Source organism: Streptomyces sp. AK02-01A (assembly GCF_033795305.1).
In the GTDB taxonomy this organism is placed as follows: Bacteria; Actinomycetota; Actinomycetes; order Streptomycetales; family Streptomycetaceae; genus Streptomyces.
Map to the genome: position 1 here is coordinate 35,338 of NZ_JARBAE010000034.1, position 21,209 is coordinate 56,546.

The 21,209-nt window shown below is 69.3% G+C and carries 17 protein-coding genes and 1 pseudogene; 7 read left to right on the top strand and 11 right to left on the bottom strand.

Annotated features, from left to right (window positions below; translation table 11 throughout):
* Window positions 1-80 precede the first annotated feature (80 nt).
* Window positions 81-1,289 carry an SfnB family sulfur acquisition oxidoreductase gene (locus PV679_RS26450; RefSeq protein ID WP_319682903.1) on the top strand — a complete coding sequence of 403 codons (1,209 nt, stop codon included), beginning with the start codon at window positions 81-83 and terminating at the stop codon, window positions 1,287-1,289.
* A gap of 57 nt (window positions 1,290-1,346) precedes the next feature.
* Window positions 1,347-2,501, top strand: a complete 1,155-nt coding sequence (locus PV679_RS26455) for an LLM class flavin-dependent oxidoreductase (protein WP_319682904.1) — start codon at window positions 1,347-1,349, stop codon at window positions 2,499-2,501.
* A gap of 151 nt (window positions 2,502-2,652) precedes the next feature.
* Here PV679_RS26455 and PV679_RS26460 read toward each other — a convergent pair whose 3' ends face one another.
* Window positions 2,653-3,207 carry a MarR family winged helix-turn-helix transcriptional regulator gene (locus tag PV679_RS26460; RefSeq protein WP_319682905.1) on the bottom strand — a complete coding sequence of 185 codons (555 nt, stop codon included), beginning with the start codon at window positions 3,205-3,207 and terminating at the stop codon, window positions 2,653-2,655.
* A 125-nt stretch (window positions 3,208-3,332) separates the two neighbouring features.
* Here PV679_RS26460 and PV679_RS26465 point away from each other — a divergent pair.
* The 3 genes and pseudogenes from PV679_RS26465 to PV679_RS26475 all read left to right on the top strand — a co-directional run bounded on the left by PV679_RS26465 (window position 3,333) and on the right by PV679_RS26475 (window position 6,963).
* A pseudogene (locus tag PV679_RS26465) lies at window positions 3,333-4,798 on the top strand (MFS transporter).
* A 252-nt stretch (window positions 4,799-5,050) separates the two neighbouring features.
* Window positions 5,051-5,902, top strand: coding sequence for a PP2C family protein-serine/threonine phosphatase (locus PV679_RS26470; protein WP_319682906.1), 852 nt, complete (start codon window positions 5,051-5,053; stop codon window positions 5,900-5,902).
* 65 nt (window positions 5,903-5,967) lie between these two features.
* A complete protein-coding gene (locus PV679_RS26475) occupies window positions 5,968-6,963 on the top strand; it encodes an MASE1 domain-containing protein (RefSeq protein WP_319682936.1) in 996 nt (331 codons plus the stop codon).
* A gap of 427 nt (window positions 6,964-7,390) precedes the next feature.
* Here PV679_RS26475 and PV679_RS26480 read toward each other — a convergent pair whose 3' ends face one another.
* The 9 genes from PV679_RS26480 to PV679_RS26520 form a co-directional block, all read right to left on the bottom strand.
* A complete protein-coding gene (locus PV679_RS26480) occupies window positions 7,391-7,516 on the bottom strand; it encodes a hypothetical protein (RefSeq protein WP_319682907.1) in 126 nt (41 codons plus the stop codon).
* A 368-nt stretch (window positions 7,517-7,884) separates the two neighbouring features.
* Window positions 7,885-8,961: a bile acid:sodium symporter family protein gene (locus PV679_RS26485; protein WP_319682908.1), complete on the bottom strand. Its 1,077-nt coding sequence runs from the start codon at window positions 8,959-8,961 to the stop codon at window positions 7,885-7,887.
* 1 nt (window position 8,962) lies between these two features.
* Complete coding sequence (locus PV679_RS26490) at window positions 8,963-9,334, bottom strand: hypothetical protein (RefSeq protein ID WP_319682909.1); 372 nt, start codon at window positions 9,332-9,334, stop codon at window positions 8,963-8,965.
* An 82-nt stretch (window positions 9,335-9,416) separates the two neighbouring features.
* Window positions 9,417-10,280: an isocitrate lyase/PEP mutase family protein gene (locus tag PV679_RS26495; RefSeq protein WP_319682910.1), complete on the bottom strand. Its 864-nt coding sequence runs from the start codon at window positions 10,278-10,280 to the stop codon at window positions 9,417-9,419.
* A gap of 267 nt (window positions 10,281-10,547) precedes the next feature.
* A complete protein-coding gene (locus tag PV679_RS26500) occupies window positions 10,548-11,648 on the bottom strand; it encodes a mechanosensitive ion channel family protein (RefSeq protein WP_319682911.1) in 1,101 nt (366 codons plus the stop codon).
* Window positions 11,649-12,020: 372 nt separating this feature from the next.
* Entirely contained in the window at window positions 12,021-14,852 is a 2,832-nt protein-coding gene (locus tag PV679_RS26505; RefSeq protein WP_319682912.1) for an ABC transporter substrate-binding protein, read from the bottom strand.
* Window positions 14,853-15,517: 665 nt separating this feature from the next.
* A complete protein-coding gene (locus PV679_RS26510; RefSeq protein ID WP_319682913.1) occupies window positions 15,518-15,748 on the bottom strand; it encodes a hypothetical protein in 231 nt (76 codons plus the stop codon).
* Window positions 15,749-15,769: 21 nt separating this feature from the next.
* Window positions 15,770-16,438 (bottom strand): TNT domain-containing protein, encoded by a 669-nt coding sequence (locus PV679_RS26515; protein WP_319682914.1) that lies wholly within the window; start codon window positions 16,436-16,438, stop codon window positions 15,770-15,772.
* A gap of 157 nt (window positions 16,439-16,595) precedes the next feature.
* The gene (locus tag PV679_RS26520) at window positions 16,596-17,864 is read right to left on the bottom strand and encodes a hypothetical protein (protein WP_319682915.1); all 1,269 of its coding nucleotides are present in this window, start codon (window positions 17,862-17,864) and stop codon (window positions 16,596-16,598) included.
* A gap of 558 nt (window positions 17,865-18,422) precedes the next feature.
* Between PV679_RS26520 and uppS the strand changes: the two genes are divergently transcribed.
* Window positions 18,423-19,088 (top strand): polyprenyl diphosphate synthase, encoded by a 666-nt coding sequence (uppS, locus tag PV679_RS26525; protein WP_416069806.1) that lies wholly within the window; start codon window positions 18,423-18,425, stop codon window positions 19,086-19,088.
* A 122-nt stretch (window positions 19,089-19,210) separates the two neighbouring features.
* The gene (locus PV679_RS26530; RefSeq protein WP_319682937.1) at window positions 19,211-20,632 is read left to right on the top strand and encodes an oxygenase MpaB family protein; all 1,422 of its coding nucleotides are present in this window, start codon (window positions 19,211-19,213) and stop codon (window positions 20,630-20,632) included.
* Window positions 20,633-20,735: 103 nt separating this feature from the next.
* Here PV679_RS26530 and PV679_RS26535 read toward each other — a convergent pair whose 3' ends face one another.
* A complete protein-coding gene (locus PV679_RS26535; protein ID WP_319682917.1) occupies window positions 20,736-21,074 on the bottom strand; it encodes a hypothetical protein in 339 nt (112 codons plus the stop codon).
* Window positions 21,075-21,209: the final 135 nt, after the last annotated feature.

The following is a 21,209-nucleotide window of genomic DNA, read 5'->3' on the forward strand; positions in this document are numbered from 1 at the left end:
TGACGCGCCATGCGCCGGACGGGCGCCGGCCGCTGTTGATTCCTTTCCTTCCCGTTGATTCCCTGCCCGGAGGCCCTACCGTGACCGCACCCGAATCCGCCGCTTCGCCGGCCCATGTGATCGCCGACGAGGCCGAAGCGCTCGCCGTGGCCGCCGAACTGGCCGAGGTCTTCCGGGCGGGCGCCGCGCGGCGGGACGCGGAGCGCGCCCTGCCGCGTACCGAACTGGACCGGCTCTCGGCCACCGGCCTGCTCGGTATCACCGTGCCCCGCGCCCATGGCGGCGCCGATGTCCCGGCCCGGGTGCTCGCCGAGGTCTTCCGGCTGCTGGCCACCGGTGACGCCAGCCTCGCCCAGATTCCGCAGAGCCACTTCGTCTATATGAATGTGCTGCGCGGGCAGGGCACACCGGCGCAGCAGAAGTTCTTCTTTGCCGAGGTGCTGGCCGGGCGGCGCTTCGGAAACGCGCAGTCGGAGAAGGGCACCAAGCATGTACAGGACATCCGCACCAGGCTGAGCCCGACGCCGGCAGGCGCGTACCGGCTGACCGGCGAGAAGCACTACTCCACCGGAGCGCTGTTCGCCGACTGGATTCCCGTCCTGGCCCGGGCCGCCGAGGACGCGCTGCATGTCGCGTACATACCGAGGGACGCGCCGGGCGTGACGGTGGTGGACGACTGGGACGGCATGGGACAGCGCACCACCGCCAGCGGGACCGTGCGGCTGGACGATGTCGAGGTGCCCGCCGACCGTGTCGTACCGCACCACCTCACCTTCGAAGGACCTCAACTGCACGGCGCGCTGGCCCAGTTGCTGCACGCGGCCATCGACGCCGGGATCGCGTCCGCGGCGCTCACGGAGGCGGCCGAATTCGTCCGTACGAAGAGCCGTCCCTGGTTCGAGAGCGGCTATGACACCGCGGCCGAGGATCCGCTGCTCATCCAGCGGTTCGGTGAGCTCTCGCTGGCGGTCAGGGCGGCGGACGCGCTGCTCGCCGCGGCCGCGCGTGCCGTGGACACGGCCGCGGCGGAACTGACCGACGACACCGCCGCCGAAGCCTCGATCGCCGTGGCCGCCGCGAAGGTGCAGGCGGCGACGGCGGCGGTGGAGACGAGCAGTGCGCTGTTCGAGGTGGCGGGTACGCGCGCGGCCCTGGACAGCCTCAATCTGCACCGGTACTGGCGGGACGCGCGGACGCACACGCTGCACGACCCGGTCCGCTGGAAGGTGCAGCACATCGGCCGCTATGTGCTGACCGGTACGCGCCCGCCGCGCCACGGTCTGCTCTGACCGCCACTCCCACCAGCCACTTCCGCCACTCCTGTGCCACATCCCCTGGAGAGTTCAGTGAGCCTCACCTTCCATTGGTTCCTTCCTACTTATGGTGACAGCCGCCATGTCGTCGGCGGCGGTCATGGCCTGCCGGCCGGTGCCGCCGGTGGGCAGCGTCCCGCCGACCTCGGCTATCTCACCCAGATCGGCCGCGCGGCCGAACAACTGGGTTTCGAGGGCGCGCTCACGCCCACCGGCGCCTGGTGCGAGGACGCCTGGCTGACCACCGCCATGCTGGCGCGCGAGACCGAGCGGTTGAAGTTCCTGGTCGCCTTCCGGCCCGGTTTCGTGTCGCCGACGCTGGCGGCCCAGATGGCCGCCACCTTCCAGCGCCACGCACCCGGGCGCCTGCTGCTCAATGTGGTCACCGGCGGCGAGAGCCATGAGCAGCGCGCGTACGGCGACTTCCTGGACAAGGACGCCCGCTACGCGCGGACCGGAGAGTTCCTCTCCATCGTCCGTGACCTGTGGCGTGGCGAGTCGGTGACGCTGGACGGCGAGCATCTGCGGGTGGAGGACGCGCGGCTGGCCAGGGTCCCGGATCCGGTGCCGCCGGTGTATTTCGGCGGCTCCTCGCCGGCCGCCGGCGAGGTCGCCGCCCGGTACAGCGATGTGTATCTGACCTGGGGCGAACCTCCGGCCCAGGTCGCCGAGAAGATCAAGTGGATCCGTGAGCTGGCGGCCAAGGAGGGCAGGACCGTACGGTTCGGCATCCGGCTGCATGTGATCGCCCGAGACACCGCCGACCAGGCGTGGGCCGAGGCGCGCCGGCTGCTGGACGGCTTCTCCGAGGAGGCGATCCGGGCCGTACAGACGGGCCTGGCCCGCAGCGAGTCCGAGGGACAGCGGCGGATGCTGGCCCTGCACGGCGGATCCACCGACGGCCTGGAGATCTCTCCGAATCTGTGGGCCGGTATCGGTCTGGTCCGTGGAGGCGCGGGCACTGCCCTGGTGGGCAGCCATACCGAAGTGGCGGAACGTATAGCCGAATACCACCAGCTCGGGATCGACGAGTTCATCATGTCCGGTCATCCTCATGTGGAGGAGGCCTACTGGTTCGGCGAGGGCGTACTGCCTCTGTTGTCCGAGGCGGGACTGTGGACCCATCCGGCGGCCACGGCGGCGAGCGCGCCGGTCTCCGTGCCGTTCGCGGCGGAGGTACGCCGCTGACCTACGGGCGAGGAGGCACGCTCGGGCTGAGCGCTGAGTGGCGCCTCCTCGCCGCCTGCCTCCTCGCGGTCCGCGTCGAGCTGACGCGCGCCCGCCGTGCGCGACCTGCCCGCCATGCTCGGCCTGGAGGACGGACAGCCGGGCTTTCGCGCTACCGGCCGCGCTCCTCTTCGTGCAGCTCCGGTGCGCCGTGCAGCTCCGGTGCGCACAGGTCTTCGGGCGGAGCCGGGCCCTCGGGCGGAGCCAGGGCGTCGCCGGGCCGTGGCCAGGGCCGGCCCTCCATCGCCTCGATGGTGGTGTTGTACCGCAGCAGCGCGTGCGCGAGCGTGGCGATCTCGTCCGCCGTCCAGTCGGCCAGCACGGTGCCGAGGCCGTTGACGGCCCAGACGCGGTTGGCGTGGAGCCGGCGCAGACCCTCCTTGGTGATGCGGATCTTTCTGGCCATTCCGCCGTCCGGATCCGGGATCCGCTCGGCCAGGTCCGCGCGCAGCACCGCGGCGGTCTGCCGGTTGACGGTCGAGGTGTCGAGGCCGAAGGCGTCGGCGAGCTGTCCGATCGACAGAGGCCCGTCAATCTCGATCCGGCTGAGCAGCAGATGTGCGCTGCGCTCCAGCCGGTCCCCGGGAGGGAAGTGGTCGGTACCCATGGTGGCGTGGCGGCCCACCAGTCTCAGCTCGCGCTCGATCGCGGCGATTTCCCGCTCCATGACCGCTGCCTCCTCTTCGATATGGCGCGTTGACATTCTACCTGGCAGATATGCATGGTGCACATTTCGTGCCCCATGCATACTGTGTGCATGATGCATAACCTCATAGGCCGACTGGAGACCACATGAGCACCGCCGCTTCTCCCGGGTCACGCAGCGGTGTCAGCAATGTCAGCGGTGTCATCGTCGCGGTGCTGGCCGCCGCGGGCATCACGGTCTCCGTGATGCAGACGCTGGTCGTCCCGCTGATCCCGGACCTGCCGCAGCTCCTGCACACCTCGGCGTCCAATGCCTCCTGGGCGGCGCCGTCGCCACTCCGGTCGTCGGCCGGCTCGGCGATCTCTACGGCAAGCGCCGCATGCTGCTGATCAGCACCGCACTGCTGGTCATCGGCTCACTGGTGTGCGCACCCGCCGACTCGCTGGCGCCCGTGGTGACCGGCCGGGCCCTCCAGGGCTTCGGCATGGGAGTGATCCCGCTCGGTATCAGCATCATGCGTGACGTCCTTCCGCCGGAGCGGCTCGGCTCGGCCATGGCCGTCATGAGTTCCTCGCTCGGTGTGGGCGGCGCGCTCGGCCTGCCCGTATCGGCCGCCGTGGCGCAGGGCGCCGACTGGCATGTGCTGTTCTGGGGCTCGGCGGGGCTGGGACTCGTGGTCGGTCTGCTGATCATGCGATTCGTGCCCGAATCCAACGTCAGCGCCGGTGGCCGCTTCGATGTGATCGGCGCGCTCGCTCTCTCCGCCGGACTGATCTCGCTGCTGCTGCCCGTCTCCAAGGGCAGCGACTGGGGCTGGACGAGCGGGACCACGCTGGGCCTGTTCGCCGTGTCGGCCGTGATCCTGCTGCTGTGGGGCGGCTGGGAACTACGGCATCCGGCCCCGCTCGTCGACCTGCGCACCAGCGCCCGGCGGCCCATCCTGATGACCAACCTCGCGTCCGTCGTGATCGGTTTCGCGATGTACGCGATGTCGCTGGTCGCTCCGCAGCTTCTGCAACTGCCGAGTGCCACGGGATACGGCCTCGGCCAGTCCATGCTCTCGGCGGGCCTGTGGATGGCTCCCGCCGGACTGGTGATGATGGCCGTCTCGCCCTTCGCGGCCAAGCTCTCGGCGGCCCGCGGTCCCAAGATTTCCCTGCTGGTCGGCGCGCTGATCATCGCCGTCGGTTACGGCGTCGCGCTCGCCCTGATGGGCAGCGCCTGGGGAGTGCTCGCCTTCGCGGCGGTGATCAGCGCGGGTGTCGGCTTCGCCTACGCCGCCATGCCGGCTCTGATCATGAGCGCGGTTCCCGCCTCCGAAGGCGCGGCGGCCAATGGCCTCAACAGCCTGATGCGCGCCATCGGCACCTCCACCGCGAGCGCGGTCATGGGTGTGGTGCTGGCGCACATGACCACCGACCTGGGCCCGGTCACGATCCCGTCCGAGGCCGGTTTCCGTACCACCTTCATGATCGGCTCCGGCGTGGCGCTGCTGGCCGCGCTGGTGGTGCTCGCCATCCCGGGCGCCCGGACGAAGTCCGGCCCGTCCGCACGGATCCCGGCCGAGCCGCGCGTGGGAGAAGCGGCCGTGAGCGGATCGGAATCCCACTGATCACCGGGGCGCTCTGACCGGAAGCCTGTTCACCGGTCCGGCCGGAGGACAGGCTTCCTTCTCACCCAGCGGAAGTCCTGACCCGCAAATAGGATGGGCGGGCAGTCCGCCAACACGTACCGGCCGGGGCCGGAGAAGCCGGTCGACAAGGGATTCCGGCCAGGTCAGTGGCGTGTGGTGGACCGCCCGACCGATGCTGCCGCGAGGACGCCCTCGCGGTGGTCCGTGAATGGACGTACTTCGGAGTGGTCCATGACCCGACGTCGTCGTCCCGCACAGTCGGCGAGTGCCGACGATCTGCTGAGTACGCTCGGGCAGCTCACCGCACGAGCGCGGGAAGGTGCCGAGCTGCAGCAGGCCCGGGTGGAGCTGGCTGTGGCGCTGCAGCGCGAGATGCTTCCCGCCGCGCTCCCGACGGTGCCGGGACTGCGGGCCGCCGCCCGGTACTCTCCCGCGCAGCACGGCCTGGCCATCGGCGGCGACTGGTACGACGGGTTCCCGCTGCCCGACGGCGCTCTCGGGTTCTCCATAGGTGATGTGCAGGGGCACGACGCCGAGGCGGCCGCGTTCATGGGACAGATCCGTATCGGCATGCGGGCGGTGGCCAGTCCCGCCGCCGACCCGGGCGAGGTGCTGGGCCGGGCCAATGACCTGCTGCTGTCGGTGGACTCCGTGCTCTTCGCGACCTGTACGTTTCTCCGCTTCGACCCGGTCTCCTGGGAGCTGCAGATCGCCCGCGCCGGCCATGTCGCCGCGGTCTGGGCCACGGCCGACGGCCAGTACGGCATCGCCGAGGTCCCCGGCGGCCTGCCGCTGGGCATCCTGCCGGGAGAGGCGTATCCGGTGACCCGGCGCCGGCTGACGACGGCGGGAGTGTTCGTCCTGCTCACGGACGGTGTGGTCGAAGGGCCGTCCTTCCCGATCGAGGAGGGACTGGCGCGGGTGGCGCGGCTGATCCGCGCCGGAGCCGTCGCCGGTACCGGGCCGGGCGAGCTGGCCACCGAGGTGATGAAGGTGGCCGAGCTGACCGGACACTCGGACGACGCGGCCGTGCTCGTCCTGTGTCATGCGGCGGCGCCGGCCCTGCCGGACGGGAACGGGTGACGCACCGGCGGCGGCAGTGCGTGTCATGGCCCGCGCGGGCCGGATGACGTTGTCTCATGGCTGCTGTGGTGCGCACCGAGGAAAAAATACGACATCTCTCCGTAGCCGTTCTGCGGATCCTCGCTGTCACCGTCGCCTACTACGCGACCGGACAGATCGGCCTGATCAGGGAAGTCGTGCTGGAGGGTGCGGTCGTCACACCGCTGTGGCCGTCCACGGGTGTCGCGCTGAGCTGCCTGCTGTGGCTCGGTGTCGGCGTCTGGCCGGGCATCACCCTCGGCACGCTCCTCAGCATCGCGACGGTCGGCCCGCTGCGCCTCGGCGACCTCGGCATCCTCGCGGGAAACACCCTCGCTCCGCTGTGCTCCCTCTGGCTGCTCCGCCGCGTCGGCTTCCGGCCCGACCTGGCCCGCCTGCGGGACGGTCTGGCGCTGGTGTTCCTCGGCGCCCTGGCCGGGATGCTGATCAGCTCGACCCTCGGGACCTGGATGATGGTGGTCAGCGGACGGTTGCGGCTGGAGGGATTCTGGCCGGTCTGGGCGGCGTGGTGGACGGGCGACGCCATGGGTGTACTCGTGGTCACACCGCTGCTGCTCGTCCTGCGCCGGGCGCGGCTGCCACGGGACCTGCACCGCTGGGGAGAGGCGGCGGCTCTGGCGGTCTCGTCCGTCGCCATCACCCTGGTGGCGACCAGGAGTTCCGTCTCGCTGCTGTTCCTTGTCTTCCCGCTGATCATCTGGGCCGCACTGCGCTTCGAGTTCGCGGGGAGCGCGCCGTGTGTGCTGCTGGTGTCCGTACTGGCCATCGTGGCGGCGACCGATCGCGTGGGGCCGTTCGCCGAGCACAGCCTCTTCGAGGTCATGTTCAGCCTCCAGGCGCTCAACGGATGCTCGGCGCTGACCGGGCTGCTGCTGGCCGCGGTCGTCACCGAGCAGAAGAACATCCGCAGAAAGGTCGAGGAGGCGTGCGAGGAGCTGGCGAGCGTGGTGGACCAGCTCGCGCCCGAGGTGTCGGTGAACCGCTGGCCGCCCGAGGGAGGAAAGCGCCAGGCCGAGGGCTGAGCGCGGGCGCTCCGCGGCCTGCTCGGAGCGGTATCGCGGAGGCGGTGTCCATGCGTCACCTGGATGGTGTGAATTCGCCAGCGTTCGCCACCCCCACCGGGCTCTGACCGGCGCGGAAGCGCGCCGCAGCGGCGTATCGCCCACCTCTCGCCATGGTTCGCCAGTGTCCCGCGCTACCTCTCTGACCTGCGGTCAAGGGGTCCTCCGGACAGGTGATGAGTACAGTGAGTGTCGTCCATCGAGGCGTGCGGAGCGCGCGTGTCACGTGGACGGGGCGCCACATCTGATCTGCCCGCGCAGCACGCGAAGCCCGGCTCCGGTGGTGGCCGGAGCCGGGCTCGGGCGCGGGGCGGCGTGAGCCCGGCCGACTATCAGGCGGCCGGGCTCACTCATGCCCGGCCAGGCCGTCCGGTTCGCCGTCAGTGCGTCAGATCAGCTTCTGGACACACCCCGCGATGGCGGTGACCAGAGGCAGGACGAGGGCCGCCAACTGCACCCAGTCCCGTCGCGGGCGGCGCCGGCGACGTCGCCCTCGTTCCTTCGGTCGCACCATTGGTCGACTCCTGTCTCTTGTCGTACCCGACTGGGTCGGGGCCCTGCTGTGGGAGCAGGGCGCTCAGGCAGGACGGAGCCGATTTCCTGGCAACTTATCGCGCGTCAGGGAGCCGTCGGCCCGCGTCGGACCATTCGCCAGGGTTCGCCAGGGACCGCCAGATGGTGTGCCACCTGCGGCACATCGCACAGTCGTTCGTCTGGAAGGCGCGATGGCGCCCGTACCCGCGCATTCCCGGCGCGAGACGCTCCCGGAGAGAGCGTGAAGGTCCGGACCGTCGACCGGTCCGGACCTTCTGACCTGCGGAGAAGCGGCCGCCGAGACGGCGGATCGGGTACGGCGCTGACGCGGGCGGGCCCCGGCGGGCTCTACGACACCTCCGGACCCGAACGCGAGGCGCGTGCGATCAACTCGCCTTCTGTGCGCCGCCGGAGGCGTGGCCCGGGAGCGGGCGCGGCCTCCCGCGGCTCACGGGCCCACCGGGCCGCGATCACCGCGCACACCATCAACTGCGTCTGATGGAAGAGCATCAGCGGAAGGATCACCGGGCCGGCCGATTCGCCGAACAGCACCGCGGCCATGGGCAGCCCTGTCGCGAGGCTCTTGTTCGAGCCGCAGAAGACGATGGCCACGCGGTCCGCACGGCTGAACCCGAGCCGCCGGGCCGCGAACGAGGTCGTCCCGAGAGCCAGCGCCAGCAGCGCTCCGGCCAGGACCAGCAGGGCGAGCAGCCGTGCCGGAGTGACCTGCCGCCAGACGCCTTCCGTCATGCCTCCGCTGAAGGCCGTGTAGACGACGAGAAGGATGGAGAACCGGTCCAGGACGCCGACCGCCTTCCGGTGCCGGCCGATGAGGCCCGCGATCCAGCGGCGCAGCGACTGCCCGGCGAAGAACGGAAGTAGCAACTGGCCTGCGACGGCCAGTACTCCGTCGGTCGAGAAGCTGACGGTGGAGCCGATCAGCCAGGCCGCGAGCAGCGGAGTCGCGACCATACCGAACAGGCTGGAGTACGTCCCGGCGCAGATGGCGGCCGGGACATTGCCCCGGGCGGTGGAGGTGAGGGCGATCGACGACTGGACGGTGGACGGGACGACACAGAGAAAGAGAAGACCGGTGTAGAGCTGGTCGGTGAGCAGGAACGGCACAAGTCCGCCCGCCGCCAGGCCCAGCAGCGGGAAGAGCGCGAAGGTACTCGCCGCCACCACGAGGTGGAGTTTCCACTGCCGCAGGCCGTCCACCGCCTCACGGGTGGAGAGCCGCGCTCCGTAGAGGAAGAAGAGCAGACCGATGGCGATGTCGGCGGCGCTGTCGACGGTCACGGCCGCCCGGCCGGTCGCGGGCAGGAGCGCCGCGAGCGCGACCGTGCCGAGGAGAGCGGCGACATAGGGATCGACCGCTCTCCTCAGGCGGCCCGGCCAGGAGGTCGGCCAGGACACTGACGTCATGTCAATCACCGTTTCCGGCCCGCTCCGGCGGGTGGCCGAGCTGCCCGATCCAGCCGCCGGCGGCGTCCGGCCCGGAACCGGAGACATCGCCGGTCCGTACGTCGACGGCGCCGCCGCCTCCGTCGTGGTCGCTGCCCGCCGTGCCCTTGCCGCCGACCAGTGTGTTGAGCGTGCGGTCGACTTCCAGCCAGGAGTCGGCGGAGGAGTTGTCGATCACCAGCAGGCCGACATGCGGACCGGCCGTGGATTTCGACGACTCCGGTTCGTCGTCCTGGGAGCTCCTGGACGTGGCCGTCGCGGCGGCCTGTGCGACGCCCGCGCCGCACAGCAGACCCGCCGCCGCGACGACGACGCCCGTCGTGGGCGCCCGCATAAAACGGGATCCCTTTTTCACCTGGCGATGCCGGCCCATTCCGGACCGAAAGAGATGAGATGACACGATAGGGAAATCGTGGTCACACCGAGACCGGCCGGTGGCTTTGGTGGTGTCTGCTGATGTTTTTCTCCAGCAGTTCCGTCGATCCCTTTACGCCAATGGCTCCGGTCTGCCGCGTATCCGGCAGCCGGCCGTCGGCCAATTTCAGATCGGCCAGCGCGCCGTCGATCGCTCCGTGTGCGGCGAAAAGGCACGGTGTGCTGTAGATGGCGATATCGACTTCCAGCTCCGAGAGCTCGGAGAGTGAAAGTCTCGGTGACTTTCCGCCCGCGATCTGATTGAACAGCAGCGGCTTGTCGCCGATGACCGAACGGATCTTGCGAATCCATTCCACGCTTCGCACGCCGTCGACGAGGACGACATCCGCGTCGGTCTGTGCCAGTGCGGCGGCCCGCCGTACGATCTCCGCCTCCTCGGTGGCGTCCGTACGCGCCACCACGACCATGTCCCGCCTGCTGCTCAGCACCAGGTTGAGCTTCTCCAGGTACTCGTCGAGCGGCAGGATCAGCTTGCCGTCCGCATGACCGCAGCGGCGCGGTCGCTTCTGGTCCTCCAGGATCACGCCTGAGGCTCCGGCGCGCTCCAGCCGCTGTACGACATGGCACGCGACCTCCGGATCCACATAGCCGTCGTCGATGTCCACGAGCATGTGATGCCGAGGGAAGGCGAGGCGCAGCCGCTCCGCAAAGGCGACCATGTCCGGCCAGGCGATGAAGCCGATGTCGGGAAGTCCGTAATGTGATGCGGCGAAGCCGAATCCGGAGACGAAGAATCCGTTGTAGTGCTGGGCCGCGATGGATGCCGAGTACATGTCGTAGATGCCGATGAGAGGTGTTGTGCGAGGAGATTCAATCGCTTCTCGCAAGGCGTTGCCGTAGTGCATGGTTCTCCCTCAATGCAGAACTCGCACCGATCGCGAGTCCAGACGCGATGCGTTGACGGGAACACATTTACAGAAAACCAAGAATGAGTAAAACGAACACACCGCGTCCTGGTCCTGGCGCGGAATGTTTAGAGGTCATGCCAATATGCGTGACATTCGTATCGTACGACTAATGCCACCGAATTCCGGACCGCCGTGCGTCGAGCCGAGGCCGCGAACGCCGCGAGGGACGGTGCGCGCACCGCCCCTCGCGACACCGGACAGCCCTTAGTCGATCTTCGCGCTCAGCCTGGGCGCGCGATCGGCCGTCTCCGTACGCTGCCGCGGCAGCGGTGCCTCGTCCTGGTGACGTACGACAACGGTCCGTCCCGGTACGGGAATCTCGATTCCCTCGGTCCGGTAACGCTCGTGCAGGCGCTTGATGAAGTTGTGCTTGATCAGGTACTGGTCGCCGAACTCCAGCACGCGCAGGATCACCGTGAAGCCGACGCCGGACTCCGTGAATGTGTGGAAGCGGACGGCCGGTACATGGTCGGGCACGCCGCCCTCCACCTCGGCCATGACCTTTTGCGCGACCTCGGCCGTCACCCGCTCCACCTGGTCGAGGTCGCTGCTGTAGGCCACCGAGACCTGGATCAGCAGCGACATCTGCTGTTCCGGACGGTGGTAGTTGGTCATGATGGTGCTCGCGAGCTTGGAGTTCGGGATGATCACCAGATTGTCGGAAAGCTGGCGCACCACGGTGTTGCGCCAGTTGATGTCGACGACATAGCCGTCCTCGCCGCTGCTGAGCCGTATGTAGTCGCCGGGCTGCACGGTCTTCGACACCAGGATGTGCACACCGGCGAACAGGTTGGCCAGCGTGTCCTGCAGGGCCAGAGCGACGGCCAGTCCGCCCACACCCAGTGCGGTGAGCAGCGGGGCGACCGATATGCCCAGGGTCTGCAAGAGGACCAGGATGCCGATCGCCAGCACGGTGACACGGGTGATGTTGACGAAGATGGTCGCCGATCCGGCCACCGCCGCCCGGGACAGTGTCACGGACCGCACAAGCTCGGCGACCGTACGGGCCGCGGAGAAGGTGGCGGAGAGTATGAGAAGCGCGATCAGGACCTGATTGACGTTGTGCCCGACCGTCGAGGTCAGCGGCAGTGCCGCGGCCGCCGCCGAGACGCCGATGGCCAGCGCCGCCCAGGGGACCAGCGTGCGCAGGGCCGTGACGATGATGTCGTCGCCGCTCCACCGCGTCTGGGTGGCGCGTTCTCCCAGCCACCGCAGTGCGATTCTCAGTACCAGCCCGCCCGCGAGACCGACCAGCACCGCGGCGCCGGCGATGAGCAGGTCGTGCAGGGTGAGTGCCCGGTTCACCGGCTGTCTCCACACGTACGGGTCCACGCCGAGGAGGGTGCGCCGGACCGGGTCGCGCGCTCCGGCCGGTGGGCTTCCGGTCCGCCGGAGGCGTAGATCGGCGCCCGGAAGCGGGCCTGCTGGGTCGTCACTTCATCACCTGTTCGTTCCTGGGATGTGCGGGCACACCAGCGGGAACGGAAGAGGGAGGAGTTCGCCGCCATGTCGTGGACCGGTGTGCGCTGACATCTTGCCGCACATGTGATCTTCGCTCCGGCGCGCGTTCCAACCGCCGGAGCGCGCGCCGCGCCGCGTGGGCGCCGGATCGGCCGGCCGCCGCCCGGACCAGGACGGCGGCGGTTGCGAACAGCTCAGCGGAGGCGGCCCGACCGCTCAGCCGATGGGCTCAACGGGGCACTCCCGCACGGTCAGTCGCCTGGTGTCGCCCGACGCCCGGGAGCAGAGCACCGTCCGTTCGTAGTCTCCCGAGCCCGGATTCGCGACCTTCACCAGCGAGACCGCGTAGCCGTCGCGGGTCCCGTCGAGGTGTGCCACGGTGAAGTTGATCCGCCCGGTGGCGAGCCCGGTCACGTCCGTCCGCCGGAGGTTGGCCCATGCCTCCGCCCGGCCGCGCGGCTTTCCGTCGAGCGTGGCCGCCCGGTACAGCACCTCCACCGCGTCGTGCGTGAGCGCCGTCTGGCCGTCGGCCAGCCTCTCGGACTCATGTGTCTCGTCGGGGCTCAGACCGAAGTCCTTGATCGCCTCCGCCGGGACGTTGGCCAGCCGGTCGTAGAAGACCGAGCCATTCGCGGACTGTTTCAGCGCGGTCAGGGTGAGGTGGTAGAGCGTGACATTTCCCGCGACACGGCTCTGCTTGGTGGCGAAGCCCGCTTTGGACAGGTCGTCGCCGGCCAGCACCGCGATCGGCTGGTCGTCGCAGCCGGGAGTGGCGGTGATGCCGTTCATCAGCGGTGTGACGTCCTCGGACCGGCCCGCGAAATAGACGGCCAGCGGTGCGTCTCCGCCGCGGCAGATGTCCGCGATCTGAGAGTCGAGAACGGGTTTGCCGTTCTCAAGGTCGTAGTCCGGCAGAACCTCCACCTGGTAGCGGGCGGCCTCCAGCATCCGCCGGCCGAACTTCTTCTGCTCCCGGGTGTAGCGATCGTGGCTCTTCCCGGGATCACGGGCCAGGACGACGGCCCGTTCCTCGCTCGGCTTCGCCGACAACTGCCGCGCGACAAGCGCGAGTTGATCATTCTGCCATTTGTCGGTCGCGGCCAGGCCGAAGAAATTGGGGTACTGGGCGAGGAACGTGCCGGAATTGGTGCTGGAAACCACGGGAAGTTCGGCCTCCCGGAACATCTCCTGGACCTTGTCGCTGTCGGTCATGTCCCGGCCCAGTCCGACCACGCCGACAATCGACGTGTCCCTGCCCGCGAGGTCGACGACATGCCGGGCCATGATGCGCTGGCTGTACATGTCCGCGCCGCCGTTGGCCACCAGTATCCGCAGCTTGACCGGAGATTCCTCGTTGCGTGCGACCTGTGCGAGATAGGCGCCACGCAATTCCTCGACACCTTTGACGAGTTCTCCGGTCGGGCCGGACAGCGGCCCCGCGTAGACGATCGTCACGTAATCGGCGTCGCCAATGGCCTCGTTGGCCTGCCGGATGAGTCCCTGGACCTCCCGCGCCACCGGGAAGGTGACCGTGCCGGTCGCGACGCCCACGCACTCCGTGTCCGCGCTGTCCCCGACGGGCACGCGCTCGGAGTCGCGGTTCGTCCCGCCGAGGCCGCCCACGCAGTATTCCTTGCCCAGTTCGGCGTCACGCAGCCCGGCGCCCAGCCCGGCGGCGACGAGCAGCAGGACCAGGGCCGGCAGGGACCAGAGCCAGGTCCACCGCGGTCTGCCCGGCGAGAGTGTCGTCCGGCGCAGGCTGCCCACTCCGAGGTCCGGTTGGCGCAGCAACGCGTCGGGCAGCGGCACTCTCAGTACCCAGGGCAGAGTGCTGCCCTCCAGGCTCGGCGACTGGTTCACTCGCCGGCTCCGGTTCCAGTCGGCGTACCAGTCGGGAAGCTCCGCGACCGACCGGGGAAAGGAACCGGCTGATCGCCGGGCGGTGACGCTGCGATGGAGATCGCCGATATTCGCCTGCCGGACCGCGGCGATCACCAGCAACGGATCGAGTTCGCTGCGGATGCTCCGTATGTCGCTGATCGCCTTGATCAGTTCGACACGGCCGTTGTCCGTGTCGGCTCCCGGCAGCATCAGCACCGGCGGCGTCGGGCGTTTACGGCCGCGCAGATCCGGTGCCCAGGCGGAGTGGGCGTCGCGCAGATCCTCCCGCAGCGCGTGCACACGGAGCTGAAGGTGCCTGCGCTGGGCGTCTTCGTTCGCCGCGGTCGGCTCCGCGTTGTCCAGCAGGCCGCTGTCCCGGATGTCGGGCATGACGGCGCCGAGCCGCTGGCGGATTGAGCCGGGCGGCCAGAGATGGAGCAGCCGCCAGGTACGGCCTTCGCTCCGTTCCGCCCTCGGGCCCTGGTTGAGATAGGTGGTGCCGAGGAACCAGCGGATCTCACGGCGCAGACCGAGGAAGACCGGTGCCTTGCCGGGCAGGACGCTCAGTGTGACCACCGCGGCCAGCACGGCCGCCACCACGCCGAGCGTCACGTACCAGGGCCGGTCCGCGATCAGCACGGCGACGACGGCGATCAGCAGCGCGGGCAGTGTCTTGGACGCGTCCTTGGCGGCGTCGCGCAGACGCGAGGCCCAGTGGGTGCCGGTGGGACGCCAGCCTCTGCTGTTCAGCTCTCTCAGCGATTCCGCCGGATCGGCCTGGCCGTTCTGCTCCTTGACCACATCCTCGATGGTCGAGAGGAGTTTGCTGCGCGGAAACGTGTAGTGGCCGTACTGGCGGCCGCCGCCCTTCCACGGGTCGGCTTCGATACACGGTTCCCGTCCGTTCTCGGGCCTCTTGCCGCCGAGTTCCTGCACCATGTGCAGAGCCCGGACCCGGGGTCTGAGATCGCTGTCCTGAGGTGTGGACTTCACCAGTGCGAACGGCACGCCTCGTGTTCTGAGCTCTTCGCCCAGCTCGAAGAGGATGCCTTCGACATCGTCGTCCGCGGTCACCGTGCCGGACTCGGCGTGCAGCACGAACTCGGGCAGCGCCATCGGATTTCGTCTGCGGAATCCCTGGAAGAGCGCGTCCAGCATTTCGATCAAGTGCGGTGTGGTCGCATGGTGCCGTCGTCTTCCGAAATCCGCGCGCGTCACCAAGTGAGCCTCCCCCGGCCTGAGTTCCGCACTGAGAACGTGATACCGAGTCTGCCGCACCGCCCCGTGGTGCAGAAGATGTTCGCGGAACCGTGACCGTGCCGGGATATGCCGTACGCCTTCCGGTCTCCGTGATCCAGGAACTTCACGCGGCGCCGGGGGAGTTGCGGTCCGAGCCCCGGCGCCGCGGGTACGAGTGGAAGCCCGGCCTCCCGTTGTCTCCGGCCTTCGTCCCACCGCGAGCGTCCGTTCCGGAACTGCCCGGGACATGTGCCTCACCACTCACGAGCCGCAGTGCGAGGGGCCTTTCGAGAATCGCCGAAGAAATGCCTCGCGTTTCCGGCGACTCCGATTACCGGATTCCATTCCGGAGACGGTGGACAGCCTGAACAGGGCCCGGGAGACGGTGAATTCCCGATCCCGTGCACGGACACCGTCCCGTCCCGGCGGAGCGGCTCGCGGCCCGCATCGAGGAGCCGCTGCGTACGGCGTCCGCACCGCTCACCGGAGACGCCGTCGCGCACGGCGTCGAGGCCGGTGGTTGCGGATGTGACCGTGCGCTGATCCTGCCGCCGTCGCCGCACCACGAAGCGGACGCGAGGCGGCGGTGGACCTCAGGTGAGCAGCCGCAGCAGATGCGCGCAGGCCGCGGACTCGCTCGTGTGCCGGGCGATGACCTGGTACAGGCCGCGTTCGTACGCTCCGGTCTCCCACGCCCCCCGGGTCCTTCGCAGAAACAGGAAGTCGGGTGGTGTGGGGACCGGTTCGTGGACGTCCTGGATGCGGTAGTAGCCGTCGGCCACTCCCGCCGCGATCAGCGCGGCACGCAGTTCGAGGCGGTCCATGGGTGCTCTGAGCGACGGCCGTTACGCGACGGACTTGAGGTAGTCGTGCTCCAGCAGCCACTTCACGTTCAGCCGCTGCCCCTGGCCGGGCTCCAGGAAGACCGGGTCGAGTTTGATCTGCCGTCCTTTGCCGGGCTGCTCGAACCAGGGAGCGATGCCGCCCTGCCACACCCAGAACGGCTTGGTCACCTGATAGACGTGATAGTCGCAAGGCGTCGCCGTGTCACGGGTGTTGAGATTCTGCGGCGGCAGCGCCCGCTCTGCGTACGCGTCGCCGGCCGGAGCCAGATATCCGCCGTACTCGGAGCCGAAGCGGTCCAGCCGCTCGCCGGTGCGCAGCTTTGTCGGCTCCTTGTCCACCGAGCCGTTGACCTCGCCGAACCCGTCATTGGGCGGGTACTTCCAGCCGCCCGAGTCGGCTGGTCCTTCCCAGTACTTCTTCAGGAAGGCGGCCGGCGACAGCTTTCCGGTCCGCTGGTATCCCTTCAGCAGCGGACCCACCGGGGCCAGCCGCTCTCTCGGCAGCCACTGGGGCCCGAGCCGCGCGTCGCCGTCGAACTCCCCGGTACAGGGCGCGTGCCGGGCCGCCGCCGGCCGTTCCTCCTGCCGCGCGGCGGCGTTCGCGGTGGGGGCCGTCGCCAAGCCGACGGTGAGACCGAGCGCGGCGAGGATGATGCGAATTCGCTTCACTGAGCTGTCCCTTCACGTGCTGATGATCCAGCAGGATATCTGACGCAGGGTAGTTGCTCAGTCACGCGCCGTGCCGATGGTGTGGCCGGTGAGCGCGCGCCGGGTCGTGCGGCGGGCCGGCGTGTCCCGTGAGCCGGTTGATCAGCGCGCCGGTTGATCAGCGCGCCGAAGACCGCCTCGGCCGTCGCGGCGACATGAGGAGGGCCGCGCCGGCCGCCAGGAGGGCCGCGGCGGCCGTTCCTCCGACGAGCAGCGTGCTGTCGGTCCCGGTGTCGGCCAGCGCGCCGTCCTGAGTGCCGGGGCGCTCGGGACCGGGGCTCTGTGTGCCGCCTTGTGCGCCGCCGGCCGGGCCGCCGCCGGGAGACTCCGTACCACCGTCCGTGCCGGGACCTTCGCCGGACGCGTTGACGACTATGGCCGCCGTGTTGTTCGCCGGATTCTTGTCGAACGGCAGCGTTCCCCAACGGTGATCGCCCTTGACGAACGCCACCTTGCCGGTGGCGTTCGCGACGGCCTTGTCGATCCGCAGCCGGAAGGGATAGGAGCGCCGGCTGTCCTCGTCGGCGTAGGTGTACGGCGTCGTGCAGCGATAGACGGAGGCGCCGGCCGCCTTCTGGAGGGTCTTGCCGTCGGAACCGACCGGAAGGCAGAATTCCGGGGCCGCGGTGACCGTGGTGCCGGCCGGGATCCCGACATCGAAGACACCGATGGGCGAGCCGACATCATTGGCGACCCAGGCCGGTCCCTTGTTGGCGAAGGTCACCTCCGCGCTGACGGTGTCGCCGGCCTTGCCTTGGACGTCCGCTCCGGAGAGCGCGAAGTCCGCGGTGTTCCGCGCGGTGATGCCGACGTCGAGCCGCTCGTAGCCGTAGACGGCGCCGGGATCGGCCGGCGGGTCCTGTGGGACGAGCCGCAGCACCGGATCCGTCCCGCCACCGTGCTGGGTGCCGTCGGGAAAGGTCGGCGCGTCCGGCTGGACGGTCAGACTGAAGTGTTCGTACAGCGCACGGTCCAGGAGGGTGACGCCCAGAGGCTTCTCGGGCGTGTAGACGACGCCGGGCTCCAGGGTCTGCTCGATGTCGCAGACGGCGTTGACCTGCGCGGGTCCTTCGTCCTGGGCCGGCGTCTCCTCGTACACGCAGTTCGAGTACTTCTCGGCGAAGGACAGCCCCTGCGAACCGTCGAGGAACAGCGCGACCCCGGAGGCGGGCCCGGCGCCGTTGTTCTTGACCGAGAACGACACCTTGGCCGTGTCACCGGGCCGCACTCCGCCGATCGGAGCGGTCTGTCCGAACACCAGCTCAGGACCCGGCTCCGCCTGGCCGACGGCGACGGCGGGAGCCGCCGCCAGCGCCCAGGACAGCCCGGCGACGGACGCCGCGACGGCCGCGAGCCGCAGCGGGCGGGCCGTTGATGCAGATCTCATGGTGCCCCTCCAGGAAGTGCGCGTACGAACCGCTCGCCCGAAACTGAGCGGTCGCGTGGGAGAAGACCTGCGCGAGCGCTGAACGGTTGTACGGGAATTCACTCACAGGACACTTTCCTTCCATCTCTCCGGTATGGCCCGACCTCAAGCCGTGCGGCGCCAGGTCGTGAAATCGGACGGACGTACTGCGGGTGAATGTGCGGAGATCGCGATGCGCCCGGAAAGAAGTACCGGCACTCTGCTGAGGGGCCCTCCGCGTGGCGGCCGGCGAGGCACGGATCCGCCGCGACGCGGGCCGGTCCGTCGTTCGCGGGACGGCACTCGCCGGCAGGCTCGACAGCTTTCCGACCGGGTTCGCCGCGGCGGTGTCCGGCGGGCGCGGGGCCAGGTCGAGCGGTGGGCGCGAGGCGGAGGGGGACTGTTGGTGACAGCCGGGGGGCACGTGTGACGGTTGAACGAGTTATCGGCGCTTCCGCCTCGTCGGAGGCCCATACGCGTGCGCGTCGCCAGGCCGCCGAGGGCCGGCAGAGGAGCGTGCCGCGTCACGTCGCCTGCGTGATGGACGGGAACGGCCGGTGGGCGGCACGGCGGTCGTTACCGCGTACGTCGGGTCACCGGGCGGCGGAGGCAACGGTGATCGATGTCATCGAGGCGGCGCGGACGGCGGGCGTGGAATGGCTCAGCCTGTACGCGTTCTCCACCGAGAACTGGCGGCGGCCGGGCAACGAGGTGGACTTCCTCATGCGACTGGTGCGCCGCGTCGTACGCAAACACGCACCGCTGCTGCTCGCACGCGGCATCCGCTGCCGGTTTCTCGGCGTGGCCGACCCGAGGATCCCCGCGGCGCTGGCCCGGGACTTCGCCGACCTGATGACGCTGACCGGCATGAACCGAGGCATGACGCTGACCGTGGCGTTCGATCACGGCGGACGCAGGGACATCGTCGAGGCGGCCCGGTCCCTCATCCGCAGCGGTGTGTCGGCCGATGCCGTCGATGAGCGGCACTTCGCCGCTCATCTGCCCTTTCCCGACACACCCGATGTGGATCTCGTCATCCGGACCTCCGGCGAACAGCGCATCTCCAACTTCATGCTCTGGCAAGTGGCCTACGCCGAATGGACTTTCCCACCGGTGCTCTGGCCCGACTTCCGCGCGCCGCACTTCCTGGAGTGCCTGCACACGTACCAGCAACGCGATCGCCGCTTCGGCGGCGTGACGCCGTAGGCGAACGGAGAACCTCACCAGTGACCGACACCGGCAGCAGCCACTCCAGGCGCACCGCCTCCAGTGCCACTGATCGCGACGACGCCGCCGCACAGCCAACTCCCGAAGCGCGGCCCGGATCTCTGTTCGGCCCGAACTCGCAGTTCCACCGGTTCTTCAACGACCCGCGCTGGGCACTGGCCATGGTCCGGGCCACCGTACTGGAGGCCGCTCACCCACAGATCGGCGCGGCCCTGATCGACAACTCGACGTTTGTGGCACATCCCTGGCGGCGGCTGCGCAATACCTTCCTGAGCATGCAGCGCATGTTCGGCGCCGACGACGACGTGCGGCAGAGGGAGGCGGCGCGGCTCAATCGCCTGCACGCGCGGCTGAACGGCAGCGACGCACGGAATCGGCCCTATGACGCGATGGACCCGCACGTCCGTGCCTGGGTGGTCGCGACGCTGTTCGAGAGCGCCGTCACCATGTGCCGACTGAGCGGACAGCCGCTTGAGCAGAGCGCGATGGAAGAGCTGTACGCCGAATTCCAGGCATTCCTCGCGGTCCTGGGAGATCAAGCCGGCCACCTGCCGCCCACGCTCCAGGAGTTCTGGCAGTACTACGACCACATGGTCCAGTCGGAGTTGGAGAACACGCAGGCGCTGAGCATCATCCTCTACAAACTCTTCGACCATCTCCCGGCGCCGCCTCTGCTGGACGGTCTGCCGACCGTGTGGGCGGCCGGCCGCGCGCTTGCCGGCCCGGTCATCGGCACGATCACCGTGGCGTCTCTTCCGGAACCTTTCCGTCGGCGGGCGGGTCTGCCCGAAATCCCCGGTGCTCAGACGCTGATGCAAAGTGTCTACGTGGCCACCGGCCTGGCGCGCTTCCTGCCCGACGGCTGGATCCAGGCGGAGAGCCTCACCAGCCTGCTCTACCTGTCTCCCGACAGCGATGACCCACGAGCCGCGACGATCACAGCGCTGCGCGGCCGGATGAAGCGAGCCGGCGCGCTGCTCAGGCTGGTCACGCCCTTTCCCGTAGGGCCTGATCCGGAGCCTGGTCCCGCCGAGGGAACCGGGCCGCGGCGGAGCGCCGAGGAGTTCTTCGACGCGGTGCTGGACCAGACCGGGAACGGTTACCTGGACTGGCCCGATCTTGCCGCCATGGCACGGGAGTTGTCCTCCCGCCTGGATATGGACGAACCGGAGGAGACCAGGCTCTACCACGCGTACGCCGAGTGGTGGAGGGAGCTCCAGTCGGCCCTCGACACCGACGGCGACGGCCGGATCAGCAAGGAGGAATACGCCGCCGCTGTTCCGTCGTTGGCCGGGCCCGCGCTGATCAGGGTCGCCGAGGTGCTCTTCGAGGTCACCGACGCGGACGGCAACCAGTTCATCGACGCGGACGAGTACCGAGCGCTGTTCCGGACCGGGTTCCGGCGCACCGTGGCAGGCACCGACGAACGGTACTCACGCAGCGCGTTCGTAAAGGACTTCCTGTCGTTCATGTCGGGCCGCCGGCGCTCAAGCGCGTACGACCCGCTGCTCGCCGAGGCGTAGAAGGGCCAGGACTGCTCGACCGGGGCCGCCACGAGGACAGGTACTCCTTGCTCCGGTCCGGACGGAGCACTCAGGGCGGGCCGAGAAGCTTCCCATGGAGAAGTCAAACCGTGGGGGCTCCCGTTGCCCGTTCGGCGAGGAACTCGTCGAGTAGTGCGAAGAGCACCTTGATGATGTGCTGCTCCTGGTCGGCCGACAGGTCCCAGAAGTCCGATCCTTCGGGGAGAGCCAGGTGGCGGACCTGGATGTGCCATGCGTGACTGCACTCGCGGCCTCGTCGGGCCACCAGCCACTGACGCCAGTCATCGAGCCCTGGGCCGCCATGACGCTGAGCGTGGGCGGCGTACCCGTCCACATATGCTTCCAGGCGTGCGAGCGTGACCTGACCGAGAAACATGCCGGGTCGCTTCGCCACGTTGGCCCAGTACTCGCGCTCGCTCATGCCTATGAGATCCATCCGCTCATGATCCCGTGTGCCCGAGGTCGCTGTCGCTGATATCGAAGCGAATGGCGGGCGAGCACTCCAGCTCGCTGATCGGGCAGGTGGCGATGAGGCCGGCCGTGGCTGCTTGATACC